Below are 25,296 nucleotides of genomic sequence, written 5' to 3' on the forward strand. Positions count from 1 at the left end.
CCGCATCGCCCACGGCGTCAGGTCCCGCGCGGCTTGGCCCTGACGGTCGGCTCGGCCTCGGTCGGGTCCTCGGGCCACGGGTGGCGGGGATAGCGGCCGCGCATGTCCTTGCGCACATCGGCATAGGAATTGGCCCAGAAGCCCGGTAGATCCGCCGTCACCTGCACCGGCTTTCCGCCGGGAGACAACAGCGTGATGCGCAGGGGCAGGTTTTCGGGGCCGACGACCGGATGGCGGGTGACGCCGAACAATTCCTGAAGCCGCAACTCGATCGCCGGCATCGCGCCGGAATAGTCGATGGGCACCGCCCGGCCCAGCGGCGTGCGGAAATGCGACGGCGCAAGACGATCCAAGGCCTGCTGGCCGTCCCAGCCGATCAGGGCCTTCAGCGGCTCGGTCAGGTCCAGCGCGCGCAGGTCGGCCAGCGTCCGGCGATTGCTCAGCCACGGTAAAAGCCATGCCGGATCGGCCAGAAGCGCCGCATCGCCGACATCCGCAAGCCCGGTCAGCGCGATCCGAGCGCGCAGCCGCGTGGCCGCCGCCGTCCATGGCAGCCCGTACTGTCGCAACCCGTCAAAGGCGGCTGCGGCCAATGTCTCGGGCGGGGCGTCGTCCCAGATGCGGTCGGACAGGATCAGCGCGCCCAGTTTTTCCTGCTGCCGGGCGATGACCCTGCCGTCGCGCCGCGACCATTCGCTGAACGAAACGGTTTCGATCCGGTCGCCATGCAACCCGCGCAATTCGGGCTCGGTCAGGGGGGCGGCCAGCCGCACCCGCGCCTCGCTGCGGTCGCCGTCCAGATCGGCCACGGCCAGCAGGCGGTCCCCGGCCAGCGGATCGCCGGCGGGCAGGATCGCGCCCTTGCCGCCCGACAGGATGAAACGCGGCTCATCCCCCTTGCGGCGCTGGGCGATGCGGTCGGGATAGGCCAGCGAAAGCATGGCGCCGTGTGACAGCCCGCGATCTTCGGGGGCGAGGCGTTGCAGCCGTCTGGCCTCGGCCCGGATACGGTCCAGCGCGGCGCGGTTGGCCTGCCACGGGTGGCGGTCCTGATAGGCGCGCAGGTCGCGCAACGCCGTCAGCCGCAGGGTCAGATCGACGGGGGCGCCGGTCAGCGGATCGCGGTCGGCCAGCAATGCCGCAACCGGCGCGGCGCCGGCACCGGCACGCATCAGCATATGCGCCAGACGCGGATGCAGCGGCACCCGGGCCAGCGCCCGGCCGTGGTCGGTGATCCGGCCGCCCGCGTCCAGCGCGCCGAGATCGGCCAGCAGCAGCCGCGCCTCGGCCAGCGCCGGGGCGGGGGGCGGGGTCAGAAAGGCCAGATCGCTGCCGTCCGAGCCCCATGCCGCAAGCTCCAACGCCAGCCCGGTCAGGTCGCCGACGGCGATTTCGGGTGGCGGATATGCGGGCAGCGCGCCTTCCTCGGCTCGCGCCCACAGCCGATAGCAGATGCCGGGCGCCACCCGGCCGGCGCGGCCGCGGCGCTGTTCCGCCTCGGCCCGGCTTACCCGTTCGGTCACCAGCCGCGACATGCCCGATGCGGGATCGAACCGCGCCCGCCGCGCCCGTCCGCCGTCGATCACCACCCGCACATCGGGAATGGTCAGCGAGGTTTCGGCGATGGCGGTGGCCAGAACCAGTTTTCGCCCGCCGTCCGAGGGTGCCAGCGCCGCCCGTTGCGCGGCGAAATCCATCGCGCCGAACAGCGGCTGGATCTGTAGATCCGGCAGATCCAGCGCCGCCGCGACCCGCCGGATCTCGCCCTCGCCGGGCAGAAAGGCCAGCATGGCGCCGCCGGTGTCGCGGGTTTCGGCCGCGGCTTCGGCGATCAGCGTGGCCATCTGCGTTTCCCACCGGGCCGAGGCGGGCAGGGGCCGCGGCAGCCACCGCGTTTCAACCGGAAAGGCGCGGCCCATGCTTTCGATGACCGGCGCCCGGTCCAGAAGTCCGGCCACCGGTTCGGCGTCCAGCGTCGCCGACATCACCAGCACGGCCAGATCGGGGCGCAGCGCCGCCCGGCTTTCCCAGACCAGCGCGAGGCCAAGGTCGGCATTCAGATTGCGTTCGTGAAATTCGTCCATGATGACCGCCCCGATGCCGGGCAGATCGGGGTCGGACTGGATCATCCGGGTCAGGATGCCTTCGGTGACGACCTCGATCCGGGCGCCCGGCACGCTCTGGCCCCGGATGCGATACCCGACCCGGTCACCGACCGTTTCGCCCAGCACCTCGGCCATGCGCTCGGCCGCCGCGCGGGCGGCAAGGCGGCGGGGCTCCAGCATCAGGATGCGGCCTTCGATTTCGGGCATCAGCGCGATGGGGACGCGGGTCGTCTTGCCGGCCCCCGGCGGCGCGATCAGCACCGCCCGGCCGTGATCGCGGATGGCGCGAATCAGATCGGGCAAAGCATCGTCGATGGGCAGGCGGTCGGTCATGCCGCCCTTATCGCCGGGGGGACGCTCCATTGCCATAGGGCGGCGGCGCTGGCATGAAGGCGGGTGCCGGAATTAACCGCCCGATTTCACGCCGCACCCTTCCGGCGGCCGTGGCAAATTCATGTGGCACCCCTGGGGACAGAAGATGACCAAGGAGCCCGATTTGTTCGATCTGCCCGACCCTCAGACGCTTTACACGGCGCTGCAATCCCGCGATCCCTCCTATGAAGGCCGTGCCTTTGTCGGGGTCACCACCACCGGCATCTTCTGCCGGCTGACCTGCCCGGCGCGCAAACCCCTGGCCCAGAATTGCCGCTGGTTCGGCACGGTGGCCGAGTGTCTGGATGCCGGGTTCCGCCCGTGCCGGCGCTGCCACCCCATTGCCACGCAGGCCGAGGGCGATCCGGCCGTTCAGCGCCTGCTTGCCGCGCTCGAGGCCGACCCGGGCCGGCGCTGGTCCGAGGCCGATGTGCAGGCGCAGGGCTTTGACCCTTCGACCATCCGGCGGGCGTTCCGGCGGCATTTCGGCATGACGTTTCTGGAAATGGCCCGCCATGCACGGCTTCGTCAGGGTGTGACCCGGCTCAAGACCGGCGATCCGGTGATCGAGGCCCAGCTTGACGCGGGCTTCGATTCGGCCAGCGGCTTCCGTCAGGCTTTCGCGCGGCTGTTCGGTCATGCGCCGAAGGCGATGCAGGGGGCGGCGGGGTTATGGGCGGATTGGATCGATTCGCCCTTGGGCGGGATGATCGCGGTGGCCGACAGCCGCAGCCTGCACCTGCTGGAGTTCGTCGGGCGCAAGGCGCTTCCGGCCGAGCTGAAACGGCTGTCCAAGGGCGCGGGCGGACGTATCGGTCTGGGCCGCACGCCGGCGATCGACCTGACCGAGGCGCAATTGCAGCCGTATTTCGCCGGGCAATCCGGCGGGTTCAGCGTGCCGCTGACCCTGCACGGCACGCCGTTTTATCGTGCTGTCTGGCAGCAATTGCAGCGGATTCCGCCGGGTCGCACGGTCAGCTATGGCCAGTTGGCGCGCGAACTGGGCCGCCCCACCGCGACGCGCGCCGAGGCGCAGGCCAATGGCGCCAACCAGATCGCCATCCTTGTTCCCTGTCACCGCGTGATCGGCGCCGACGGCAGTCTGACCGGCTATGGCGGCGGGCTGTGGCGCAAACAGGCGCTGATCGAGCTTGAAACCCGCATCGCCGGGATGGCATGACCAAGGGCACCCGCTGCCCGTCCGTGCTTGCGGAAACGCTTGACGGGCGGCGCATGTTGAATTATCCCCCGCGGACGGATTTCCGGGCGCTGCCTCAGGCGGTGCCCTTTCACTTTTGGGGCTGCCCGATGCGGCCCGGACAAACAAACGAAGGATTACGCCCATGTCGCGCGTCTGCGAACTGACCGGCAAAGGCCCGATGACCGGGAACAATGTCAGCCACGCCAATAACAAGACCCGCCGCCGGTTCCTGCCGAATCTGAACGAGGTGACGCTGATCTCTGACGTGCTGGGCCAGTCTTACGCCCTGCGCATCTCGGCCGCGGCGCTGCGTTCGGTCGATCACCGCGGTGGTCTTGACGCGTTCCTCAGCAAAGCCAAGGACGTCGATCTGTCCGACCGCGCGCTGAAGATCAAACGCGAGATCGCCAAGGCGCAGGCCGCCCAGGCCTGATCACCCTTGCCGGAGTGACGGTTGCGCCCCGCCGGTGACGGCGGGGTTTTCGGTTATGGGGCAGCGACCATCCGGCGCAAGTCGGAGATGCAGATTTTTGCTGCGTGCCATCCCGGCATGGGCTACTGAGCGGTGCATGCGCCTTTGGTTCCGCCTTGCCCTGATCTGCATCCTGATCCTGACCGGTCAATCGCTTGCGGTTGCGCGCGGACAGGCGCGGGCCGACGGGCAAATCGTGATCTGCGCCGGCACCGCCTATACGACGATCTGGGTCGACCGCGACGGCAAGCCGGTCGAGCAGCCGCATCTTTGCCCGGACATGGCGCTTGGCCTGATGGCCGCCGTCGCCGTGCCGCAGGATGCCGTGGTGACCACGATCGCGCAGATGCGCCGGCTTCAGCCCGCGGTTCCGTCCTATTCTCTCAACACACCCGTCTTGTCCCCGCAGGCCCGCGATCCGCCGCTTTGGCGCGACGCCTGACCTCAACCACGTAATTTATAGGACAAGATGATGAAACGGATGCTTTTCATTGCCGCCTGCGCGGCACTTACGCCGATGGCGGCACTGGCCCATGACGGGCTGAAAATCGACGATCCCTATGCGCGCGTGACGGGGGCGAAAGCCACCAGCGGCGCGGCCTTCATGAATATCGAGAACCACAAATCGGTCGCCTGCACGCTGAGCGGTGTCAGCACCGATGTCGCGGAACGGGCCGAGCTGCACACCAGCACCACCGATGCGAACGGCGTGACGAAAATGGTCAAGATCGAAAATGGCATCGAAATTCCCGCGAACGGCGCGCACCCGCTGACCCGTGGCGGTGATCACCTGATGCTGATGGGGCTGAAAAAGCCGCTGGCCGACGGGGACAAGTTCGCCGTCAGCTTCGATTTCGGCGAATGCGGCAAGCTGGATGCGGAAATTCCGGTCGATTCCGCGCGCAAGCCTGATGCCGGCGCCGCGGGTGGCGAAAAGGTCGACCACCAGATGCACATGCCCGCCGCGCAGTAATCGCGGCGGACAGCGGGGGGACGCGGCCGGACCGGTCGCGCCGCCCCGCTATTTCGGGATGGTTTTTCCGGGGTTCAGGATGCCCTGCTGATCCAGCGCCTGACGAATCACCCGCATCACGTCCAGCGCTACGGGGTCTTTCAGCGCCGCCATCGTCGGCAGCTTCGACACCCCGATGCCATGTTCGGCGGAAAAACTGCCCCCCAGCGCGACCGCTTCCTCGCTGATCGCCTGACGCAGGTCGTTCTGCAAACCGTCATCGTCGCGCGACGGGTAAACCGTGTAATGCACGTTGCCGTCGCCCAGATGGGCGACGATCATGATCCGCGCCTGCGGGTCCAGTTTCGTGATCCGCGCCCGCATCCGGTCCAGATATTCGGCCACCGCGCCAAGCGGCACGGCGATATCGGTGTCGACAATGGGCAATTCGTTCAGCGTGATCTCGGCCGCCGATTCGCGCATTTCCCACATCTTGCGCCGCTGCGCATCGCTGCTGGCGACGGCCGCGTCGGTGATCTGACCGGCTTCCATCGCGTCGGACAGAACCGTTTCGATCGCATCGCGCAGGGGCGGCGCGCCCTCGGGTCCGGGATCGGAAAGCGCCGGCGCCGTCGAGGCCGCCTCGATCAGCAAGTTGACCGGCCCGGTCGTGATCGGCGGCAACAGGTCGGGGCGATAGCGCGCCAGCCGGTCCATATAGATGTCGGGCATGTATTCGAACGCCTCGACCCCGCCGCCGCTGGCCGCCTGCAACGCGTTCAGCAGGCTCAGCGCATCCTCGAGCCGCGCCATCGCCACCACGGCGGTCACATGGGCGCGGGGCAGGGGCGACAGCTTCAGCACGGCGGCGGTGATGATGCCCAGCGTCCCTTCGGCGCCGATGAACAGATCGCGCAGATCGTATCCGGTGTTGTCCTTGTGCAGCGCGCTCATCAGGTTCATCACCCGGCCATCGGCCAGCACCACCTCGACCCCCAGACACAGGGCGCGCATATTGCCATAGCGCAGCACGTTCGACCCGCCCGCGTTGGTCGACAGGATGCCCCCGATCCGGGCCGAGCCGCGCGCGCCGAAGGTCATCGGAAAGCCAAGGCCCAGCGGCGCCAGTTCCTCGTGCAGGGTTTGCAATATGACGCCCGCCTCGACGGTGGCGGTGCGGGCTGCGGGGTCGATGTCGCGAATGCGGTTCATCCGTTCGGTCGACAGCATGATGGCGCCCTCGGCCCGGGTGCCGCCGTTCAGCCCGGTGTTGCCGCTGACCGGGACCACCGAGACGCCATTCTGGCCCGCCAGTTGCAGGACGGCCGAGACCTGCGCCGTATCGCGCGGCCGCACCACCGCCAGCGGCCGCCAATGGTATTTGCCGGTGGCATCGCGGCCCAGACCGCCGGCCTCGGCGCCGTCCTGCACGGCGTTTTCGCCACAAATCCGGCGCAACGCGGCGATCAGATCCATTTCGGTCACTCCTTGGCTTGGGCCTTGGTTTGGGCCTTGGTTTGGGCAATCAGCTCGATGACCTTCGGGCCGATCTCTTCGACCATCAGCTCGACACCCGCTTGGGCGGGGTGAAGCCGGTCGGACTGAAGGATCTTGCGCCGCTCGCGCTCGGGCTGGGAAAGGCGGCGGAAGGGCGCGATCATGTCGGGCACCAGCAGCACATCCTGCTGGCTGGCGATGCTTTGCCAGATCGCGTCGAATTTTTGCCGGTACGGGGCCGAGCGGACCGGCAACGCATAAATTCCCAGCAACAGGACCGGGCGCTGCCTGGCGCCTTGTGCGCTGTCGATGATCGTGTGCAGGTTGCTTTTGATGCCGTCCGGATCGAACCCGACCAGCATGTCGTTGGCGCCAAGCTCGATGATGACGGCGTCGGTATCGGGGGGAACCGACCATTTGATCCGGACCCGACCGCCAAAGGTCGTATCGCCGGAAAGCCCGGCCTGGATCAGCGTCACGTCATAGCCGCGCACCGACAGCCAGCGTTCAAGCGTCGGCACCAGCCCCTGATCGGGGGGCAGGCCGAACCCCGCCGCGATGCTGTCGCCAAAGACGACGATGCGGGTTTCGGCCCATGCGGCAAGCGGGGTCAGCAGCAGGATCAGGGTCAGTGCGATGCGCTTCATGGCCCAACCCTAGCCAGCAATACCGCCAACGGAAAGCCCGTCACGCGCGACGCAGACGCAGGGCGTTCGTCACCACGAAAGCGGATGAAAGCGCCATCGCCGCCGCTGCCAGCATCGGCGACAGCATCGGGCCGCCAAAGGGCGCCAGAACCCCCATCGCGACCGGGATCAGCAGGATGTTGTACCCGAACGCCCAGCCGAGATTCTGGCGGATGTTGCGCATCACCGCACGGCTAAGCGTGATGCTGCGCGGGACCGCCGCGACATCGCCGCCCAAAAGGACGACCTCGGCCGATTCGATGGCGACGTCCGTGCCCGACCCGATCGCGATACCCACGTCGGCGCTGGCAAGCGCGGGGGCGTCGTTGATGCCGTCGCCGACAAAGACCACGCCTTCGCTGCCCAATGCGGCAAGGGCTGCCACCTTGCCGTCGGGCATGACGCCGCCGTGGATCTGGTCAATGCCGAGCTTTCCGCCGATGGCGCGCGCCGTTTCCACCCGGTCGCCCGAGATCAGCGCCGTGCTCAACCCCAGCCGGTGCAGCCCGGCGATCGTGGCCGCGCTGTTGTCGCGCAACCGATCTGCGACGAAAAGCACGGCGAGATGGCGGCCATCTACCGCCAGATGAATAACCGTGTCACCTTCAGCCGCGCGCTGATCGGCCGCGGCCATCAGGTCCGGGTCGGGGACAACCCCCGCGGCCTCGAGCGCCGCGATATTGCCGACGACGACCGGCTTGCCTTCGACCTCGGCGGTGAAGCCCTTGCCGGTGTCCGCCATGCCCCGGCTGGCTTGCGGAAGCGCCAGCCCGCGTTCCCGCGCGGCGCTGACGATGGCCTGCGCCAGCGGATGCTCGGACAATGTTTCCGCAGCAGCCGCCAGTCGCAGCAGATCGTTCGGATCGGCGCCCGGCGCGGTTTGCATGTCGACCAGAACCGGGTGTCCCATGGTCAGCGTGCCGGTCTTGTCAAAGGCCACCAGTCTGGCGCGGGCCAGCCGCTCCAACGCGTCGCCGCGCCGGAACAGGATGCCAAGCTGGGCGCCCCGCCCGGTGCCGACAAGGATCGAGACCGGCGTCGCCAGACCCATCGCGCAGGGGCAGGCGATGATCAGGACCGAGATCGCTGCGACCAGCGCATGGGTCAGCGCCGGGGCGGGGCCAAAGGCCAGCCACAGCACGAATGTCAGCGCCGCGATGCCGATCACCGCCGGCACGAAGATCGCGGTGATCCGATCGACCATCGCCTGAACCGGAAGCCGCGCCGCCTGCGCGTCCTCGACCATGCGGATGATCCGCGCCAGCGTGGTGGCGGCGCCGGTCGCGGTGACCCGGAATTTCAGCGGGGCATTGCCGTTCACCGTGCCGCCGGTGACCGTGTCCCCCGGCCGTTTCGCGGCGGGCAGCGGCTCACCCGTCAGCATCGATTCGTCGATTGCGCCCTGCCCTTGGATCACCACGCCATCGACGGCGACACGCTCGCCCGGGCGCAGGATCACCACGTCGCCCGGATGCAGATCGGCGACGGGAACCTCGGCCAGCACGCCATCGCGTTCGACCCGGGCGCTTTGCGGCGTCAGATCCAGCAGGCGGCGAATGGCCTGACCGGCCCGCCCGCGTGCCCGCGCCTCCAGCCAGCGACCCAGAAGGATCAGGGTGACGATGGTGGCGGCGGCCTCGAAATACACCTGCCGGGCGTCGGGCGGCAGGATCTGCGGCAGAAGGGTCGCGACCGCCGAATAGGCAAAGGCGGCCGAGGCGCCCAGCACCACCAGCGCGTTCATCTCGGGCTGGCCGCGCAGCAGGGCGGGAACGCCGTGGCGGTAGAACACCCGGCCCGGGCCGGCCAGCACGATCAGGGTCAGCACCATCTCGGCCAGCCACAGCATGCGGGTTGGGATGATGGTCGTGATCCAGTGATGGAAGCCGGGGAACAGATGGCCGCCCATCTCGACGATGAACAGCGGCAGGGTCAGGACCAGCGCGATCAGAAAGGCGCGGCGCAGCGCCTTCGCCTCGCGCGCGTCGGCCATGGCGGGGTGATCATGGCTGCGGTCATGGTCCGCATGGGTGACCGCTTTGGCCTGATAGCCGATCTTGCGCACGGCTTCGATCGCCGGGGCGGGGTCGCGCGGGTCCATCTGCACGCGAGCGCGGCGGGTGGCGAGGTTGACGCTGGCATCGGTCACGCCCGGGACGGCGCGCAGCGCGCGTTCGACCCGACCCGCGCAGGACGCGCAGGTCATCCCGGTGATGTCCAGATCAAGCCGGGCGTCCGGGTCCGAAAAGGGATGTGTATCCTTCATGGCTTCTTCCTGTTCCGAATGAGGCTGGGGGGCTTCGGAACAGGTCGGGCGGACCATGGGGGCGCCTGACGCGCATGCGCAACCGCTCGCGGTTTTCCAGACCGGCGATGCGGGTCAGCGCGTCGATGGCGGCGATCGGGCGGGTGTGTTGGCGGAAAAGGGCCGGGACCGCAGTCGCCGGACGCCGATGACAGCGACAGCCGCGCAGCCCGCTGCCACGGCAGGCATGCGCCGCCCGCGTGGCCATACGCCGGGGGGCGCGGCCAGCCGCCGGGTCGGGCGATCTGCTGCAAGGGGACATGGCCAAGGGCATCCGCTTCATCCTTTTCACCATATGAGGTAGTTGCCTGCCGGCCACGACACAAGTCCCACACCCGGCTATGACGGTCTGGTGAGTTGATTATCCACGCCAATCTGGCATATCCGTTCGCTGAACACCCCATTTCAGGCGCCAAGCCATTTCGCGCCTGCCGCCAGCCACAGGATTTCCGATGCAACGCCGCCAGCTTCTCGCACTGTCCCTACCGCTGATCGTCGCCCCCGCAACCGTCATGGCGCAGGTCGCGAAATCGCCCGAACCGGCGGCCAAACCGGCCAAGACCAAAACCTCCAAGGTCGATCCCTACGCGCCGACGCGGGTCGCCATCCGCCCCGATTTCGAGGTCGGCAGCATCGTGGTGGTCAGCAAGGATTTCTTCCTTTACCACGTCGTCGCCCCCGGCGTAGCCATCCGCTATGGCGTGGCGGTCGGCAAGGACGAACTGGTGTGGAAAGGCAAGGCGCATGTCGGCCGCAAGACCGAGTGGCCCAGCTGGAAACCCACGCCCGAGATGATCAAGCGCAAGCCCGCCCAATACGGCAAGTACAAGGACGGCATGCCGGGCGGCCCCACGAACCCGCTGGGCGCCCGTGCGCTGTATCTTTACAACGACAAGGGTCAGGATACCGCCATCCGCATCCACGGCACGACCGAGCCGAACTCGATCGGCCGCGCGGTGTCGAACGGCTGCCTGCGGATGCGCAACGAGGCGGTGATGGGGCTGTATGATCAGGTTCCGATCGGGACCCCGGTATACGTCTACTGATCCAGTGGATCTGACATTGGCCTCGGTCGGGCTGGCGGTTGCAGGCCAGCCCGACCTGCCCGCGTTCGACGATGTCATCGACGTGCGCAGCCCCGGCGAGTTTGCCGAGGATCACCTGCCCAGCGCCATCAACCTGCCGGTTCTGGACGATGCCGAGCGGGCGCAGGTCGGCACGATTTACAAACAGGTCTCGGCATTCGACGCACGCCGGATCGGCGCGGCGATGGTCGCGGCGAACGCGGCGCGGCATCTGGCGACCGTGCTGTCGGACCGCGGCGGCGGCTGGCGGCCGCTGGTCTATTGCTGGCGCGGCGGTCAGCGCTCGGGGGCGTTCTCGACCATTCTGGAACAGGTCGGCTGGCGCGTCTCGCGGCTGCAGGGCGGCTATAAGGCGTGGCGGCAGCTTGTGACCCAGCGGGTCGAGCAGCGCGGCTTTGATGCCCCGCTGATCGTTCTGGATGGCAACACCGGCAGCGCCAAGACCGAGATCCTGTCGCGGCTGGCGGCGCGGGGCATCCAGACCGTGGACCTTGAGAGCTTGGCCAATCACCGGGGCAGCCTGTTCGGGCATATGCCGGGCGGCCAGCCCGCTCAGAAGCTGTGGGAAGGCCGGCTGGCCCTGGCGGTCGAGCGGCTGGACCCCGCCCGCCCGGTGGTGGTCGAGGCGGAAAGTTCCCGGATCGGGGATCTGATGGTGCCGCGTGCGATCTGGCGGGCGATATGCGATGCGCCGCGGATCCGGCTGGCGGTGCCGGCGGCGGCGCGGGCGGCGCATGTGGCCCATGTCTACCGCGCCGAGATGGCCGACCCGCAGGCGATACTGGGTCCGATCGAGGCCCTGTCAAAGCTGCACCCGGCCGAGCGTATCGCCGAATGGCAGGCGCAGGCGCTTTCCGGCGACTGGGCCCGGCTGGCGCAGGGGCTGATGCAGGACCATTATGATCCACGCTATGAAAAGCACCGCGCCCGTTACGACCGGCAGGAAAAGCAGGTGATCTCGGCCCCGCGTCTGGACGAAGCCGGGCTTGAGCAACTGACCGATCGGGTGGCAGCGGCGGTCGGGCGGCTTGCGGCTCAGCCCAGATAGGACAGCCGGTCCAGCGCGCCTTGCAGGATATAGCCGGCCGCGACCTGATCAATGACTTCGGCCCGGCGGCGGCGCGAGGTGTCCGCTTCCAGAAGCGCCCGCTCGGCCGCGACGGTGGACAGCCGCTCGTCCCAGAAGGTGATCGGCAACGGGGTCAGCCGTTCCAGATTGCGGGCGAAGGCGCGTGTCGACTGGGCGCGGGGGCCTTCGCTGCCATCCATGTTGCGGGGCAGACCCAGCACCAGCCCGGCCAGCCCGCGATCCTTAGCGATCTGCAACAGCTCGGCCGCGTCGGCGGTGAATTTGCTGCGCCGGATCACCTTCAGGGGCGACGCGACATGGCGCAGCCCGTCGCTGACCGCCACGCCGATGGTCTTGGTGCCAAGATCGAGCCCCGCCAGCGCGCCGCTGCGGGGCAGGGCGGCGGCGAAATCGGCGATCTCGTCAAAGGTCATTGCAGCCCCGCGCTCGTCGCGGCCGCGTCGACCAGCGTAAGCGATGCCGGCTCGGATGCGAAACGGGTGCGGGCCTCGTCCCAGATCGCGCGGGCGCGGTCGGTTTTGCCCAACGTGCCCAGCGAGGTGATCAGCCGCGCCCATTCCTCGGCCGTCCCGCCCTGTTCAGCCAGCCGGTTTTCCAGCCCCGAAACCATGCTTTCGATGAACTTCTGACGCTCCTCGGGGGTCATGTCCTTCGCGGCGGCCACATCATCGGCGGTCGGGCCGGCGGGTGCGCTGTCTTGCGGCTTCGGCGGCTCTGGCACCACATAGCGGGCGTCACCGGCCAGCCACGCCAGTTCCGGCATGACCGGCCGGATCGTCGCCGCCCAGCTTGCATCGGCGGGCGCGATCTCCAGCAGCCGTTTCCAATAGGTGAAGGTCAGGTCGGGGCGACCGTTCTGGGCCTGAAGCAGCCCACCCAGATACAGGCCCTGCGGGTCGTCGGGGTCGCGGTTCAGCGCCTCGGCGATCTGGTCCTCGGCCTCGGGCGTGACCCTGTCGCCGGCCGCGCCGACCATGAAACCGGCCAGCCGGGAATAGTCACTCGCGCCGACCTTCTCGCCGCGTTCGCCGCGCAGCCGGATATATTCCTGGGCGGCGCGGGCGGCGGCGGGATAGTTCCCCAGCGCCTGCTCGACATTCGCCAGCAGGAACTGGCCCTGAGGATCGCCCGGATTGGCCGCGACGCCCTTGCGCAGCTTTTCGATCAGCGCCGCGGTTTCGGCATCGGGGCGGATATCGGGCACCTTGAAGGATTTCTCGGCCTCGGCCTGACTTGGGCGGTCGCGATAGGATTGCGCGGCCGATTCGTAGCGCGCCGCGATCGGCTGGTCGGGCAGGGTCGGGGCGCCGAGCCAGAAATACATCCCCACCGATCCGGCCAGCACGGCGGCCAGCGCGGCGACGACGAACACGCCCCGCCGCCCGGCGGCGCCCGGCCCCGCCCCTTGCGCGGCGCGGTCGGCGTCCAGAACCTTGCGGCTGATTTCCAGACGCAGGCGTTCGGCCTCGGCCGGGTCCAGCACCCCGCGCGCCAGATCGCGGTCAACCTCGGACAACTGGTCGCGATAGACCTGCAGATCAAAGAGTGCCGCCGGCTCGGCCGCCGCGCTGTTCACGCGACGCAAGGGTGCAAGCACCGCCGTGGCGATGATGGCCACCAAGCCCGCACAGATTGCCCAGAACATTACCGCCTCATTTTCGTTGCGCTTTATCATCTAGGCTTTTTCGTTAAGCTGCAAAACCCCGCACCGGCATGTCGCAAATCGTCGCAATCTGCCGCTTCTTTGCTTGAGCGTCTTTCGCATGGACTGCATTGTCCGCTGCATCCGACAGGAAGGCCGTCACATGTCCTCAGCCGTCAACTCTGCTTCTTTGCCCGGCCAGACGCCGAAACGCCGCTATTCGGTCTTTGCCATCGCGCGCGAGGCGCTGCGGTTTCACACCGGCTGGGGGCGCGCATGGACCAGCCCCGAGCCGAAGCCGCGCTATAAGGTCGTGATCGTCGGCGCGGGCGGGCATGGCCTTGCCACGGCCTATTATCTGGGCAGGAACCACGGCATCACCGATGTCGCGATCCTTGAAAAGGGCTGGCTGGGCGGCGGCAACACCGGACGGAACACGACGATCATCCGGTCGAACTACCTTCAGGACCCCTCGGCGGCGATCTATGACAAGGCGCTGAAATTATACGAAAACCTGTCTCAGGACTTGAACTATAACGTCATGTTCAGCCCGCGCGGCCTGTTGATGCTGGCACAGACCGAACATGAGGTGCGCGGCTACAAGCGGACCGTGCACGCCAACCACCTTCAGGGTGTCGCGACCGAATGGATCACGCCGGAACGGGTCAAGGAACTGGTCCCGATCATCAACATCGACGGGCCGCGCTATCCGGTTCTGGGGGCGCTGTATCAGGCGCGGGGCGGCACCGCGCGGCACGACGCGGTGGCTTGGGGCTATGCCCGCGCCTGCGCCGAAATGGGCATGCATATCATCCAGAACTGCGAGGTGAACGGCATCCGCACCGAGGGCGGCCGCGTCACCGGCGTCTCGACCACGCGGGGCGAGATCGGCTGCGAGAAGCTGACGCTGGTCGCGGCCGGCCATTCCTCGGTTCTGGCCGAGATGGCCGGATTCCGCCTGCCGATCGAATCGCTGGCCCTGCAGGCGCTGGTCAGCGAACCCATCAAACCCTGCATGGATGTCGTGGTCATGGCCAACACGGTCCACGGCTATCTGTCGCAATCCGACAAGGGCGAGATGGTGATCGGCGGCGGCACCGACGGGTTCAACAACTATACCCAGCGCGGGTCGTGGCAGCATGTCGAGGAAACCGTCCGCGCGCTGGTCGAGACGTTTCCGATGATCTCGCGGCTGAAGATGCTGCGGCAATGGGGCGGGATCGTCGACATGACCGGCGACCGCTCTCCGATCCTGTCGACCACGCCGGTCGGGAACATCTTCGTCAACTGCGGCTGGGGGACGGGCGGGTTCAAGGCGATCCCGGGTTCCGGCTGGGCCATGGCCGAACTGGTCGCGAATGGCGCGCCGGGCCCCTTGGCGGCCGATTTCGGCATGAACCGGTTCCGCGAGGGGCGGTTCATCGACGAATCGGTTGCCGCCGGGGTGGCGCACTGATGGCGCGGGACGCGGGGCTTGAGGAAATGATGCGCGCCGATCTGGGCGACCTGCCGAACCTGCGCGAGCAGGCCATGTTCGGGGGGCTGTGCTTCATGATGAACGGCAACATGGTCGCCTGCATCCACAAGGGCACCGGCCTTTACCGCGTCGGCGATGCGGGCATGGCGCAGGCGCTTGCGGTGCCCGGCACCACGCAGGCGATGATGGGGCAACGGGTGATGAAGGGCTATGTCTATCTGGACGTGGATCACCTTGACGACGATGACACCCGCGCCGCGCTGACCGGCATAGCGATTGATTTCGTGCGCGGACTGGACCCGAAGGAATAGGCGGACACCATGCTGACACTCACCTGCCCCTATTGCGGCGTGGCGGCCGAGGAAACCGAGCTGTCCCCAGGTGGCGAGGCGCATCTGAAACGCTTCGGCCCGGGATCCTCGGATGAGGAGTTCGAGGGCTATATGTTCGCCCGCGCCAACCCGAAGGGCGTGCATTTTGAACGCTGGCGCCATGCCTATGGCTGCGGCAAGTGGTTTCTGGCGGCGCGCGACACCGCGACTTTGCAGGTGTTCGGCACCTATGCCGCGCAGACCCCCGGCCCGACCCCCGAAATCCTCGCGGCGATCCGCGCTGTCCGTCCCGACTGGAACCCCGAGCTATGAGTGACAAGGTCAATAACCGGAATACGCGCGGCGCCCATCGTCTGCCCGGCGGCGGGCGGCTTATCGACCGGCGGCATGTCCTGACGCTGTCCTTCAACGGCCGTCCCCTTACCGGCTATCGCGGCGACACGCTCGCCTCGGCGCTGATCGGGTCGGGGCAGATGCTGATGGGGCGGTCGTTCAAGTATCACCGGCCGCGCGGTCCGCTGGCCTCGGGCGCGGAAGAGCCGAATGCCCTGGTCGGGCTGGGCGTCGGGCCAAGGTTCGAGCCGAACCAGCGCGTCACCACCACCGCGTTGCGCGACGGGATGCAACTATTCAGTCAGAACCACTGGCCCACACTGGAATTCGACGTGGGCGCGATCAACGCGCGGCTGTACCGTTTCCTGCCGGCGGGTTTTTATTACAAGACCTTCATTCATCCGCGGTTTGCGTGGAAGCATGTGTTCGAACCGGTGATCCGCCGGTCCGCCGGTCTGGGGCGCCCTCCGGTCAGCCCCGATCCCGACCATTACGAGCAGGCCTATGATTTCGTCGATACGGTGGTCGTCGGCGGCGGCGTGGCCGGGCTTGATGCGGCGGCCAAGGTGGCCCGGCAGGGTGGCCGGGTGCTGGTGCTGGAGCAGAACGATTGGTGGGGCGGCCGCGCGCCGGTCGATCAGGGCGAGGCGGGGGCTCAGGTCGTCGAGGCGCTGCTGGCCGAGTTGCAGGGCATGGCCAATGTGACCTTGCGCCGCAACACCATGGCGACCGGTCTTTATGATCACGGCTATCTGCTCGCCGCCGAAAGGATTGCCGATCATGACCCCGATTCGGGGCTTCCCCGGCAACGGCTTTGGCGGATCCGCGCGGGTCATGTCATCACCGCCACGGGCGCGCTGGAACGTCCGCTGGCCTTCGTCGGAAATGACGTGCCGGGCGTGATGCTGGCCAGCGCGGTCCGGGATTATCTGGTGAACTGGGGTGTGGCGCCGGGCGCGCGGATCGCCGTTGTCACCAATAACGACGACGCCTATCGCACCGCGCTTGCGGCGCTGGACGCGGGTCTTGAGGTGCCGGTCGTCGTGGACGCGCGCCCGAACGCCAGCGGCGCCTTGCCCGAAATGCTGCGCGCCCGGGGGGTGACCGTGCTGACCGGCAGCGCCGTGGCCGGCGTCCGGGGCGGCAAGGGGGTGACCGGGATCACCATCTGCGCGCAGGACGGTGACGGCAAGACCATCACCCAGACGCTGGAATGCGATGCGCTTGCCATGTCGGGCGGCTGGTCCCCGGTCGTGCATCTGTGGAGCCATTGCGGTGGCAAGCTGAACTGGGACGAGACCGCGGCGATGTTCGTCCCGGACCCCGCGCGCCCACCGCTTGGCGCCGACGGGCGCGGCATGGCAAGCGCGGTCGGGGCCGCCGCCGGCGATCTGGCCCTGGCCGGTCTGATCGCGCAGCCTGACGAACAGCCCACCATGCCGGTCTGGGTCATGCCGGCCCGCGCGCCGGTCAAATCGCGCTTCAAGATGTGGCTGGATTTCCAGAATGACGTGAAGGTCAGCGATGTCGAGCTTGCTGCGCGTGAAGGCTATGCCAGCGTCGAACACACCAAGCGCTATACCACGCTGGGCATGGCGACGGATCAGGGCAAGACCAGCAATATCAACGGGTTGGCCATTCTTTCGCAAAGCCTGAACCAGCCGATCCCGGCCACCGGCACGACGACCTTCCGGCCACCCTATACGCCGCTGACCTTCGGCACCATCGCGGCCGATGCGCGGGGCGATGTCTTTCAGCCGCTGCGCAAGACGCCGATGGACGCCTGGCACACGGAGCACGGCGTCAAATGGGAACCCGTCGGCCATTGGCGCCGGCCCTATGCCTATCCGGCGCGGGGCGAGGCGGTGCATGACGCCGTTGCCCGTGAAATCGGCGCGGTGCGGGGTGGTGTCGGCACGCTCGACGCCTCGACACTGGGCAAGATACTGGTCAAGGGCCCAGATGCCGGGCGTTTCCTCGACATGATCTATACGGGTCTGGTGTCCGGCATCCCGGTCGGCAAATGCCGCTATGGGCTGATGTGCAGCGAAAACGGCTTTCTGATGGATGACGGCGTGGTCGTGCGCCTGTCCGAGGACAGCTGGCTGTGCCACACCACCACCGGCGGGGCCGAGCGCATTCACGCGCATATGGAAGACTGGCTGCAATGCGAATGGTGGGACTGGAAGGTCTATACCGCCAACCTGACCGAACAATTCGCCCAGATCGCCATCGCCGGCCCCAAGGCGCGCGAGGTGCTGGAACGGCTGGGCGGCATGGATGTGTCAGCCGAGACCCTGCCGCATATGGGCTGGGCCGAGGGTATGCTGGCGGGCGTGCCGGCGCGGATCTATCGCATCAGCTTTTCGGGCGAATTGTCGTTCGAGATCGCGGTCCCGGCGCGGCAGGGTCTGGCGCTGTGGAACAAGATCCACGAGGTCGGCGCCGACCTGGGCGTCACCCCTTACGGCACCGAGGCGATGCATGTGATGCGCGCCGAAAAGGGCTTCATCATGATCGGGGATGAAACCGACGGCACGGTCATTCCGCAGGATCTTGGCCTGAACTGGGCGATCTCGAAGAAGAAGGCGGATTATATCGGCAAGCGTGCGCAAGAGCGGTCGTTCATGGCCAGCCCTGAGCGCTGGCGGCTGGTCGGTCTGGAAAGCATGGATGCGCGGATGATCCCCGATGGCGCCTATGCGGTGGCGGATGGGCATAACGCCAACGGCCAGCGCAACACGCAAGGGCGCGTGACCTCGACCTATCATTCACCCACACTCGGGCGGCCGATCGCCATGGGGCTGGTCCGGCGCGGCCCCGAACGTATCGGCGAGGTGCTGGAGTTTCCGCAGCCAAACGGCGAGTCGGTGCGGGCGCGGATTGTCGATCCGGTGTTCTACGACAAGGAAGGGACCCGCGCGAATGGCTGAACCGTTAGCGAATGTCAGCGATTGGCTGCCCCCGGCGATGATCCAGATCCGGGCCGATCTGTCGCGCGCCGGCGACGCCATCGCCGAGGCTGCGGGCGTCGCGGTGCCGGGGCCGACCCGCTATGCCACCGGCGGCGACCGCTGGCTGGGCTGGATGTCGCCCGATGAATTGCTGTTCATCCTGCCCGCCGATCAACGTGCGGCGGCACTGGCGGATCTGGGCGACGCGCTGGCGGGCGAACCTGCGCTGGTCGCCGATGTGACAGATATGCGGGTGGGCTTCGCCATCGACGGTCCCAAGGCCGCGCAGGTGCTGGCCAAGCTTTGCCCCGTCGATTTCGCCGCGCTACCCGCGGACGGCCTGCGCCGCACCCGCGCCGCCCAAACGGCCTGTGCGCTGTGGCCCGAGGGGCAGGGGTATCGGCTGATCTGTTTCCGCTCGGTCGGGGATTACATGCGGACCGTCTTGACCAATGCCGCCATGCCGGGCACCGATCTGGATCCGCGCTGAGCTTTGCGGCCCCCGGGTCCCGCGTCCCCGCTCCCGCGCCCCCGACCGACGGCCTTGCGTCCGGACGATCAGCGTGATCTGTTGCCGCATCTGCTGAGCCGCAAAGGTCCAAGATGCTGCGCCGGATCGTCGCCACAACCGCCCTGACCACGATGTTTTTCCTTCACGGCCAGTCCGTTACGGCGGCTTCCGCGCGTCCGCTGGTTTATTTTTGCCAGTTGGTCGAACAGGGGCGCAGCGGTTGGGTGCCCGATTTTCTTGCGGTCAGCCACACGCCCAACGGCCGCATCGTGGTGCAGGACCCAATCATCCAGTACTATCAGAACGCCCCCATCGAGGCGCGCATCGTCGTTGATAACACCGTGCGCCGCACCTATGCGTGGAGCCTGCGCGGCACCCGCGACGACACCGGCCAGCGTGCGACCAGCCTTGATTATCGGCTGACCATCCAGAAGGCCGGGGGGGCCGCAAGTTTATCCGTGATTCCACGGGGCTATGACAATTCCATGCAAGGACGTGGCAATTGCATTGCACAATGAGCAAGGAACTACCCCCCATGCCCGGCGTTTGCCTTGGGAACCCGCCGCGGCGTAACTTTTCATCCCAGACCCGAAAGGACATATCATGGCTTTCACGCTTCCCGATCTTCCCTATCCTCACGATGCGCTTGCAGCGGGCGGCATGTCCAAGGAGACGCTGGAATATCACCACGACAAGCACCACAAGGCCTATGTCGACAAGCTGAACGAGCTGATCGCCGGGACCGAGTGGGAAAACAAGTCGCTGGAAGACATCGTCACGGGCACCTTCCAGAAGGGCGCCGTGGCGCAGAACGGCATCTTCAACAACGCCAGCCAGCATTGGAACCACAGCCAGTTCTGGGAAATGATGGGTCCGAATCCGGAGCCGATGCCCGAAAAGCTGGAAAAGGCGATCGTCGACAGCTTTGGCTCGGTCGATGAGTTCAAGAAGAAATTCGCCGAGGCCGGCGTCGGTCAGTTCGGTTCCGGCTGGGCCTGGCTGGTCCAGAACCCCGATGGCAGCCTTGCGATCACCAAGACCGAAAACGGCGTGAACCCGCTGACCTCGGGCCAGAAGGCGCTGCTTGGCTGCGACGTGTGGGAGCATTCCTATTACATCGACTTCCGCAATGCCCGGCCGAAGTATCTGGAAAACTTCCTGAACAAGCTGGTGAACTGGGAAAACGTCGCCAGCCGCATGTAATCCAGCCGCATGTAAATCGAACGCACGCGCGATTCTGGGGCCTGCCGGTGTCGAACCGGCGGGCCCTTTGCATACGGGGGCGAAGTCTTTGGTGTGCGGTCGTTTTGCGCGCGGCATTGGCAAAAGCCGCTGGTCAAGTATAAGGGGGAAAAGAGTCGGTGTTTCAGCCGGCAGCTAGACTATGGACGGCGGAAACGGATGGCGAACCAGAACGACAGTTTCATCGACGAGGTGACCGAGGAGGTCCGCCGTGACCGTTTGTATGCGCTTTTCCGCCGTTACGGCTGGATCGCTCTGGTCGTGATCCTGGCCATCGTCGCCGGATCGGCCTGGTCGGAATGGTCCAAATCGCGCGCCCGCGCCGCGGCACAGTCATGGGGCGATGCGGCGGTGACCGCGCTCGAATCATCCGACCCCGCGACGGCGCTGGCCGGGCTTGACGCGTTGGACGGCAAGGGGCGGCGGACGATGGGCGAGTTGTTGGCCGCAGGCGCGGATGTCGATGCGGACAAGACAGCCGACGCGGCCGCCAAGCTTGAGGCGCTGGGCGCCGACGCCAATAGCGATCCGCTGCTGCGCGAACTGGCGCGGCTGAAGCTGGTGATGATGAATGGCGAGACCATGGACCCGGCCGAACGCGACCGGATCCTGACCGAGCTTTCGGCGCCGGGTCAGCCCTATGCCCTTCTGGCGCTGGAGCAAAAGGCCGTGGCGCTGACCGCCGCCGGCCGCACCGATGATGCGGTGACGCTGCTGCGCCAGTTGCGGAACATGGACGGCCTGACCCCCGGCCTGTCGCGCCGGGTGAACGAACAGCTTATGGCGCTTGGCGCCAATGATGCACCCGATGAAACCGCGGATGCCGCCGATGGCACCGGTCCCGACGTGGTCACGACCTCTGGCGCGCCGATCGACGGCTCGGCGACCGCGCCCGCACCCAAGAACACCCCCTGACCATCCGCCCGATCCGAGGAAACCCTCCAGATGAGTCCCGTGTCCATGTTCAAGTCCCGCAAGCTTCTGCACTCTCCGGCGCTTTTGGCGGGGTTTGCGGGTGTTGTGCTGTTGTCCGCCTGTCAGGAACGCGAGATCATCCTGCCGGGGCAACGGCTGGATCCCCGCACGGTGACCTCGCCCGACGGGCCGCCCGTCGAGGGCGCGGCGGCCGCCCCGATGACCCAGGCGATGCTGCCGGCGGCGCAGAACGCACCCGACGCGGTCAGCCGCGCCGGCACGCCGTCGCATGTGGCGGGCAACCGCGCGATCGGCGGCGGGGCACAGTTGATATGGTCCGCGCCGGTCGGGCAGCCGGATGACCGCCGTCACCGGATCACCGCCGATCCGGTTGTGGCGGGCGGCATCGTTTATGCCATGGACAGCCGCGCCCGCGTCACCGCGACCGCGACCAATGGCGGCCGGGTCTGGCAGACCGATCTGACGCCTACGGGCGAAAACCCCGACAGCGCCTCGGGCGGCGGGCTCGCCTATGAAAACGGCCGGGTCTTCGCGACGACCGGCTTTGGTGAGCTGGTGGCGCTTGATGCCCGCTCGGGCGGGATTGCCTGGCGGCAGCGCACCGGATCACCCATCGGCGGCGCGCCGACCGCCGAACGTGGCACGGTCTATGCCGTGGCGCGCGATTCAAGCGGCTGGGCGGTGCGTGAGGCCGATGGCAAGGTTCTGTGGCAGGTCAGCGCCAGCCGCGCCCAGTCGGGTGTGACAGGCGTGCCGGCGCCTGCCGCCGATGGCGATCTGGTGGTCTTTCCCTTCTCGACCGGTGAGTTGATGGGCGTCGGCAGCGACGGCCAGCAGCGGTGGGTCGCCGATGTCGCGGGCTCGCGCATCGGACGCGCGATCTCGCTGTTGCGCGACATGACGGGTGAGCCGGTGATCAGCGGCGGCCGGGTTTACGCCGCAACCTCGTCGGGCCGGATCTATGCGTTTGACCGGCAGACCGGCGAAACCATCTGGACCGCACGCGAGGGGGCGAATAGCGCGCCGCTGGTGACCGGCAACGCGGTCTATGTCGTCAACGATCAGGCGCAGCTTGTCCGGCTTGACGCCGCCACCGGCGGCCGGGTCTGGGCGATCGACCTGCCCTATTACACCGATGCGCGGGTCAAGAAGCAGGACCGGATAACCGCCAGCTATGGCCCGATTCTGGCCGGGAACAGGCTGTTCGTCGCCTCGTCTGACGGGCAGTTGCGGATCTTCGACCCGACCAGCGGCGCGCCATTGGGTGCCGCCGCGATCCCCGGCGGCGCCGCCACCGCGCCGGTCGTGGCCGGACAGACGCTTTACGTAACCGGCCGGGACGGCAACCTGCACGCCTTCCGATGAGCTTCACCCTTGCCATCGTCGGGCGTCCCAACGTCGGGAAATCCACCCTTTTCAATCGGCTGGTGGGCAAGAAACTGGCGCTGGTCGATAACCAGCCGGGCGTCACCCGCGACTTGCGCGAAGGCGCGGGGCGGTTGGGCGACCTGCGGTTCATCGTCGTGGACAGCGCCGGGCTGGAGATGGTCGACGACGACAGCCTTCAGGGCCGGATGCGGCGGCTGACCGAGCGTGCCGTGGACGAGGCCGACGTTTGCCTGTTCGTGATCGACGCGCGGACCGGGGTCACCGCGGCGGACGAATATTTCGCCGAAATCCTGCGCCGCCGTGCCCGCCATGTCATCGTTGCCGCCAACAAGGCCGAGGGCAAGGCGGGCGAGGCCGGCGCGCTCGAGGCCTATGCGCTTGGTCTGGGTGAGCCGCTGCGGATCAGCGCCGAGCATGGCGAGGGCATGGACGACCTGTATCGCGCGCTGGTCCCGCTTGCCGATCGGTTCGCCGCCGACAACGTCCTGCAGGAACCTGAAACCGACGTCGATCTGCCCGAGGGCGGTGATTTCGATGACGAGGACGATTCCGAGGCGTGGCGTCCCACCGCCGACCGCCCCCTGCAACTCGCGGTGATCGGGCGCCCGAACGCGGGCAAATCGACCCTGATCAACAAGATCATCGGCGAGGATCGTTTGCTGACCGGGCCCGAGGCCGGCATAACCCGCGACGCGATCAGCGTCACCACCGATTTCATGGGCACGCCCATGCGGATCTTCGACACGGCCGGCATGCGCAAAAAAGCGCGGGTGGTGGACAAGGTTGAAAAGCTGTCCGTCGCCGACGGCCTGCGCGCCGTCCGCTTTGCCGAGGTGGTGGTGGTCCTGCTGGATGTCGAGGTTCCGTTTGAACAGCAGGATCTGCGCATCGCCGACTTTGCCGAAACTGAGGGCCGCGCGGTGGTGGTGGCCGCCAACAAATGGGATCTGGAAGAGGACAAGCCGCAAAAGCTGAACGAGCTGCGTGAGGCGTTCGAACGGCTTTTACCGCAGCTTCGCGGTGCGCCCCTCGTGACCGTCTCGGCCCGCACCGGCAAGGGGCTCGACCGGCTGCACAGCGCCATTCTCAAGGCTTACGAGGTGTGGAACCGCCGCATCTCGACCGCGAAGCTGAACCGCTGGCTGGAGGCGATGACCGAGGCGCACCCGCCGCCTGCGCCGGGCGGTCGGCGGATCCGGTTGAGGTACATGACGCAGGTCAAGACCCGGCCGCCGGCCTTCGTGGTCATGTCCACCCATGTGGACAAGCTGCCGGAAAGTTATGAGCGCTATCTGATCAACGGACTGCGGGCGGATTTTGACATGCCGGGCACGCCGATCCGGCTGCATTTCCGCGATCAGGGAACGAAAAACCCCTATAAGGCCAAGGCCAACAAGATCAGCCAGTCCGGCGCGCTGTCAAAGCACAAGGACCGGCAAAAGCCCAAGGGCAGCGGCTGACGGTCGCCGCCTAGCTGCTTTCGCGCACCAGCACGACACCCATCGCGGCAACCCCAAGCACGGCGGCGGTGGCTTGGGTAGGGTCCGTCTGCATGGTGGCGGCGGCGATGACCACCAGCACCAGCATCACGGTGATGATGATGCTGGGCACGCCGCCGGTCAGGATCTGGGACAGGATCACGCAGATCGTTGCAAGAGCGACGCAAGCCATGATCGCGATATTCGTGTCAACGCCCATCCGGGTGATCATCAGACTGGCCAGCGCGGCAAAGCCGACGACCACCGTCCAGCCGGCGAAAATGCCGACGCTGATCGTGTGCCGTGCCTCGGTGTCGGTGCGGACGCCGCGGATCGCCGCCGCCAGCGCGAAGGTCATCGCCACCATCGCCAGCACGGTTCCCAGCACGTCATAGCCGTTCATCGCCACGCCGGGCCATAGTGCGGACAAAAGCATCGCGACGACGAACTGGGCGTTTTTCGCCTGGGCATGAAAAACCCCGCCGAAGCCCTGCCGGATGCCCTCGACCGAATTGCTGAACCAGGTTGAAAGCGAGGGGTTGGGCGAGGCCGATTTCCGCGCGGCCGAGGCGACGGGCAGTTCGACCTCGGTCCAGTTCCGGGCGGCACGCCACAGAACCGCCACATGCGTCGCCAGCAACAACAGGATGAACGCGCCTTGCGGGCGAAGGAACAGGTTCCAAAGCTGCGGATCGGCGGTGCCGCTTTGGTGGCCCCCGCCCAGATCGCTCATCAACAGGCCGCTTTGCGTCGGCGTCATGATGATTTCAAGCTGATCGGTGCTTAGACCTTCGGGCGGTGCGGTGGCATAAAACAGCCCGCTGACCGTAAAGATCAGCGCCGCTATGATCATCAGAAGTGAGTCCCATCTGCCCATCCCACGAAACGCCGGCCCGGCAGTTCGGGTTTCGCCGTTCCGAAGGAAAAACTAACATAGATTAATTCACATTATTTTGTGACCGGATTGCCGCAGGTTGCGAAGGGTCGTTAGCGCGGCACATTCAGGCCAGCGCACCCTCGGACATCAGGGTGGTGGCCCCGCCCAGATAGGGGTGCAGCGCCGCCGGCAAGGCGACCGAACCGTCGGCCTGCTGGCCGTTTTCCAGCACCGCGATAAGCGTGCGTCCGACCGCCAGCCCCGAGCCGTTCAGCGTGTGGACGAACTCGGGCTTGCCGCCGGCCGAGGGGCGATCGCGGGCGTTCATCCGCCGCGCCCACGGATTGCCGCAGGTTGCGA

23 protein-coding genes and 1 pseudogene are annotated in these 25,296 nt (G+C 67.3%); 16 read left to right on the top strand and 8 right to left on the bottom strand.

Annotation, left to right across the window (positions count from 1 at the left end):
* Positions 1-17: 17 nt before the first annotated feature.
* A complete protein-coding gene (gene hrpB / locus ACFSCT_RS10985; RefSeq protein WP_379142703.1) occupies positions 18-2,438 on the bottom strand; it encodes an ATP-dependent helicase HrpB in 2,421 nt (806 codons plus the stop codon).
* A gap of 145 nt (positions 2,439-2,583) precedes the next feature.
* Here hrpB and ACFSCT_RS10990 point away from each other — a divergent pair, with 145 nt between their 5' ends.
* The 4 genes from ACFSCT_RS10990 to ACFSCT_RS11005 all read left to right on the top strand — a co-directional run bounded on the left by ACFSCT_RS10990 (position 2,584) and on the right by ACFSCT_RS11005 (position 5,123).
* A complete protein-coding gene (locus ACFSCT_RS10990) occupies positions 2,584-3,657 on the top strand; it encodes a bifunctional transcriptional activator/DNA repair enzyme AdaA (RefSeq protein ID WP_379142705.1) in 1,074 nt (357 codons plus the stop codon).
* Positions 3,658-3,820: 163 nt separating this feature from the next.
* Positions 3,821-4,111 carry a 50S ribosomal protein L28 gene (rpmB, locus tag ACFSCT_RS10995; RefSeq protein ID WP_379142707.1) on the top strand — a complete coding sequence of 97 codons (291 nt, stop codon included), beginning with the start codon at positions 3,821-3,823 and terminating at the stop codon, positions 4,109-4,111.
* A gap of 136 nt (positions 4,112-4,247) precedes the next feature.
* Positions 4,248-4,592 (top strand): hypothetical protein, encoded by a 345-nt coding sequence (locus ACFSCT_RS11000; protein ID WP_379142708.1) that lies wholly within the window; start codon positions 4,248-4,250, stop codon positions 4,590-4,592.
* Positions 4,593-4,622: 30 nt separating this feature from the next.
* Positions 4,623-5,123 carry a copper chaperone PCu(A)C gene (locus tag ACFSCT_RS11005; RefSeq protein ID WP_379142711.1) on the top strand — a complete coding sequence of 167 codons (501 nt, stop codon included), beginning with the start codon at positions 4,623-4,625 and terminating at the stop codon, positions 5,121-5,123.
* Positions 5,124-5,171: 48 nt separating this feature from the next.
* Here ACFSCT_RS11005 and ACFSCT_RS11010 read toward each other — a convergent pair whose 3' ends face one another.
* From ACFSCT_RS11010 to ACFSCT_RS11020, 3 genes are read right to left on the bottom strand one after another with little or no spacing between them, the layout of a single operon-like run.
* Complete coding sequence (locus ACFSCT_RS11010; RefSeq protein ID WP_379142712.1) at positions 5,172-6,578, bottom strand: FAD-binding oxidoreductase; 1,407 nt, start codon at positions 6,576-6,578, stop codon at positions 5,172-5,174.
* 5 nt (positions 6,579-6,583) lie between these two features.
* Positions 6,584-7,246 carry an arylesterase gene (locus ACFSCT_RS11015; RefSeq protein ID WP_379142714.1) on the bottom strand — a complete coding sequence of 221 codons (663 nt, stop codon included), beginning with the start codon at positions 7,244-7,246 and terminating at the stop codon, positions 6,584-6,586.
* Positions 7,247-7,286: 40 nt separating this feature from the next.
* Complete coding sequence (locus ACFSCT_RS11020) at positions 7,287-9,551, bottom strand: heavy metal translocating P-type ATPase (protein WP_379142716.1); 2,265 nt, start codon at positions 9,549-9,551, stop codon at positions 7,287-7,289.
* Between the two features lie 491 nt (positions 9,552-10,042).
* Between ACFSCT_RS11020 and ACFSCT_RS11025 the strand changes: the two genes are divergently transcribed.
* Together ACFSCT_RS11025 and mnmH are read left to right on the top strand one after the other, a co-directional pair.
* Positions 10,043-10,636, top strand: a complete 594-nt coding sequence (locus ACFSCT_RS11025) for a L,D-transpeptidase (protein WP_379142717.1) — start codon at positions 10,043-10,045, stop codon at positions 10,634-10,636.
* A gap of 10 nt (positions 10,637-10,646) precedes the next feature.
* On the top strand, positions 10,647-11,723 hold the full coding sequence (mnmH, locus tag ACFSCT_RS11030) for a tRNA 2-selenouridine(34) synthase MnmH (RefSeq protein WP_379142894.1): 1,077 nt from the start codon (positions 10,647-10,649) through the stop codon (positions 11,721-11,723).
* Here mnmH and ruvX read toward each other — a convergent pair.
* Positions 11,711-12,178, bottom strand: coding sequence for a Holliday junction resolvase RuvX (ruvX, locus tag ACFSCT_RS11035; RefSeq protein WP_379142719.1), 468 nt, complete (start codon positions 12,176-12,178; stop codon positions 11,711-11,713). The two genes, mnmH and ruvX, sit on opposite strands and share 13 nt — an antisense overlap.
* Positions 12,175-13,410, bottom strand: coding sequence for a c-type cytochrome biogenesis protein CcmI (gene ccmI, locus ACFSCT_RS11040; RefSeq protein ID WP_379142721.1), 1,236 nt, complete (start codon positions 13,408-13,410; stop codon positions 12,175-12,177). Before ccmI ends, ruvX begins: the two co-directional genes overlap by 4 nt.
* 160 nt (positions 13,411-13,570) lie before the next feature.
* Between ccmI and ACFSCT_RS11045 the strand changes: the two genes are divergently transcribed.
* The 10 genes from ACFSCT_RS11045 (at position 13,571) to der (ending at position 24,041) form a co-directional block, all read left to right on the top strand.
* Positions 13,571-14,863 (top strand): sarcosine oxidase subunit beta family protein, encoded by a 1,293-nt coding sequence (locus ACFSCT_RS11045; protein ID WP_379142723.1) that lies wholly within the window; start codon positions 13,571-13,573, stop codon positions 14,861-14,863.
* On the top strand, positions 14,863-15,195 hold the full coding sequence (locus tag ACFSCT_RS11050; RefSeq protein ID WP_379142725.1) for a TfoX/Sxy family protein: 333 nt from the start codon (positions 14,863-14,865) through the stop codon (positions 15,193-15,195). Before ACFSCT_RS11045 ends, ACFSCT_RS11050 begins: the two co-directional genes overlap by 1 nt.
* A 9-nt stretch (positions 15,196-15,204) precedes the next feature.
* Positions 15,205-15,528 carry a sarcosine oxidase subunit delta gene (locus ACFSCT_RS11055; protein ID WP_379142728.1) on the top strand — a complete coding sequence of 108 codons (324 nt, stop codon included), beginning with the start codon at positions 15,205-15,207 and terminating at the stop codon, positions 15,526-15,528.
* On the top strand, positions 15,525-18,482 hold the full coding sequence (locus ACFSCT_RS11060; protein WP_379142730.1) for a sarcosine oxidase subunit alpha family protein: 2,958 nt from the start codon (positions 15,525-15,527) through the stop codon (positions 18,480-18,482). Before ACFSCT_RS11055 ends, ACFSCT_RS11060 begins: the two co-directional genes overlap by 4 nt.
* Positions 18,475-18,993 (top strand): sarcosine oxidase subunit gamma, encoded by a 519-nt coding sequence (locus ACFSCT_RS11065; RefSeq protein ID WP_379142731.1) that lies wholly within the window; start codon positions 18,475-18,477, stop codon positions 18,991-18,993. The genes ACFSCT_RS11060 and ACFSCT_RS11065 overlap by 8 nt, the downstream gene beginning before the upstream one ends.
* A gap of 113 nt (positions 18,994-19,106) precedes the next feature.
* On the top strand, positions 19,107-19,532 hold the full coding sequence (locus ACFSCT_RS11070; protein WP_379142733.1) for a hypothetical protein: 426 nt from the start codon (positions 19,107-19,109) through the stop codon (positions 19,530-19,532).
* An 85-nt stretch (positions 19,533-19,617) separates the two neighbouring features.
* Positions 19,618-20,217, top strand: coding sequence for a superoxide dismutase (locus ACFSCT_RS11075; RefSeq protein ID WP_379142734.1), 600 nt, complete (start codon positions 19,618-19,620; stop codon positions 20,215-20,217).
* A 198-nt stretch (positions 20,218-20,415) separates the two neighbouring features.
* Positions 20,416-21,171 (top strand): tetratricopeptide repeat protein, encoded by a 756-nt coding sequence (locus ACFSCT_RS11080; RefSeq protein WP_379142735.1) that lies wholly within the window; start codon positions 20,416-20,418, stop codon positions 21,169-21,171.
* Between the two features lie 30 nt (positions 21,172-21,201).
* Positions 21,202-22,557, top strand: a complete 1,356-nt coding sequence (locus ACFSCT_RS11085; protein WP_379142736.1) for a PQQ-like beta-propeller repeat protein — start codon at positions 21,202-21,204, stop codon at positions 22,555-22,557.
* Entirely contained in the window at positions 22,554-24,041 is a 1,488-nt protein-coding gene (gene der / locus ACFSCT_RS11090; protein ID WP_379142738.1) for a ribosome biogenesis GTPase Der, read from the top strand. The genes ACFSCT_RS11085 and der overlap by 4 nt, the downstream gene beginning before the upstream one ends.
* Positions 24,042-24,051: 10 nt before the next feature.
* Here the strand turns inward: der and ACFSCT_RS11095 are convergent, their stop codons facing one another.
* Both ACFSCT_RS11095 and ACFSCT_RS11100 read right to left on the bottom strand, forming a co-directional pair.
* Positions 24,052-24,912 carry a hypothetical protein gene (locus ACFSCT_RS11095; protein WP_379142739.1) on the bottom strand — a complete coding sequence of 287 codons (861 nt, stop codon included), beginning with the start codon at positions 24,910-24,912 and terminating at the stop codon, positions 24,052-24,054.
* A gap of 148 nt (positions 24,913-25,060) precedes the next feature.
* A pseudogene (locus ACFSCT_RS11100) lies at positions 25,061-25,237 on the bottom strand (serine--tRNA ligase); the annotation flags it as partial.
* Positions 25,238-25,296 lie beyond the last annotated feature (59 nt).

Origin of the sequence: Paracoccus pacificus, assembly GCF_042680785.1 — a bacterium.
GTDB lineage: Bacteria > Pseudomonadota > Alphaproteobacteria > Rhodobacterales > Rhodobacteraceae > Paracoccus > Paracoccus pacificus.

Excerpts from the sequence above, each read along its gene's own strand:
- hrpB (WP_379142703.1), bottom strand. The coding sequence starts at position 2,438 with ATGACCGACCGCCTGCCCATCGACGATGCTTTGCCCGATCTGATTCGC.
- ACFSCT_RS10990 (WP_379142705.1), top strand. The coding sequence starts at position 2,584 with ATGACCAAGGAGCCCGATTTGTTCGATCTGCCCGACCCTCAGACGCTT.
- rpmB (WP_379142707.1), top strand. The coding sequence starts at position 3,821 with ATGTCGCGCGTCTGCGAACTGACCGGCAAAGGCCCGATGACCGGGAAC.
- ACFSCT_RS11000 (WP_379142708.1), top strand. The coding sequence starts at position 4,248 with ATGCGCCTTTGGTTCCGCCTTGCCCTGATCTGCATCCTGATCCTGACC.
- ACFSCT_RS11005 (WP_379142711.1), top strand. The coding sequence starts at position 4,623 with ATGAAACGGATGCTTTTCATTGCCGCCTGCGCGGCACTTACGCCGATG.
- ACFSCT_RS11010 (WP_379142712.1), bottom strand. The coding sequence starts at position 6,578 with ATGGATCTGATCGCCGCGTTGCGCCGGATTTGTGGCGAAAACGCCGTG.
- ACFSCT_RS11015 (WP_379142714.1), bottom strand. The coding sequence starts at position 7,246 with ATGAAGCGCATCGCACTGACCCTGATCCTGCTGCTGACCCCGCTTGCC.
- ACFSCT_RS11020 (WP_379142716.1), bottom strand. The coding sequence starts at position 9,551 with ATGAAGGATACACATCCCTTTTCGGACCCGGACGCCCGGCTTGATCTG.
- ACFSCT_RS11025 (WP_379142717.1), top strand. The coding sequence starts at position 10,043 with ATGCAACGCCGCCAGCTTCTCGCACTGTCCCTACCGCTGATCGTCGCC.
- ruvX (WP_379142719.1), bottom strand. The coding sequence starts at position 12,178 with ATGACCTTTGACGAGATCGCCGATTTCGCCGCCGCCCTGCCCCGCAGC.
- ccmI (WP_379142721.1), bottom strand. The coding sequence starts at position 13,410 with ATGTTCTGGGCAATCTGTGCGGGCTTGGTGGCCATCATCGCCACGGCG.
- ACFSCT_RS11045 (WP_379142723.1), top strand. The coding sequence starts at position 13,571 with ATGTCCTCAGCCGTCAACTCTGCTTCTTTGCCCGGCCAGACGCCGAAA.
- ACFSCT_RS11050 (WP_379142725.1), top strand. The coding sequence starts at position 14,863 with ATGGCGCGGGACGCGGGGCTTGAGGAAATGATGCGCGCCGATCTGGGC.
- ACFSCT_RS11055 (WP_379142728.1), top strand. The coding sequence starts at position 15,205 with ATGCTGACACTCACCTGCCCCTATTGCGGCGTGGCGGCCGAGGAAACC.
- ACFSCT_RS11060 (WP_379142730.1), top strand. The coding sequence starts at position 15,525 with ATGAGTGACAAGGTCAATAACCGGAATACGCGCGGCGCCCATCGTCTG.
- ACFSCT_RS11065 (WP_379142731.1), top strand. The coding sequence starts at position 18,475 with ATGGCTGAACCGTTAGCGAATGTCAGCGATTGGCTGCCCCCGGCGATG.
- ACFSCT_RS11070 (WP_379142733.1), top strand. The coding sequence starts at position 19,107 with ATGCTGCGCCGGATCGTCGCCACAACCGCCCTGACCACGATGTTTTTC.
- ACFSCT_RS11075 (WP_379142734.1), top strand. The coding sequence starts at position 19,618 with ATGGCTTTCACGCTTCCCGATCTTCCCTATCCTCACGATGCGCTTGCA.
- ACFSCT_RS11080 (WP_379142735.1), top strand. The coding sequence starts at position 20,416 with ATGGCGAACCAGAACGACAGTTTCATCGACGAGGTGACCGAGGAGGTC.
- ACFSCT_RS11085 (WP_379142736.1), top strand. The coding sequence starts at position 21,202 with ATGAGTCCCGTGTCCATGTTCAAGTCCCGCAAGCTTCTGCACTCTCCG.
- der (WP_379142738.1), top strand. The coding sequence starts at position 22,554 with ATGAGCTTCACCCTTGCCATCGTCGGGCGTCCCAACGTCGGGAAATCC.
- ACFSCT_RS11095 (WP_379142739.1), bottom strand. The coding sequence starts at position 24,912 with ATGATCATAGCGGCGCTGATCTTTACGGTCAGCGGGCTGTTTTATGCC.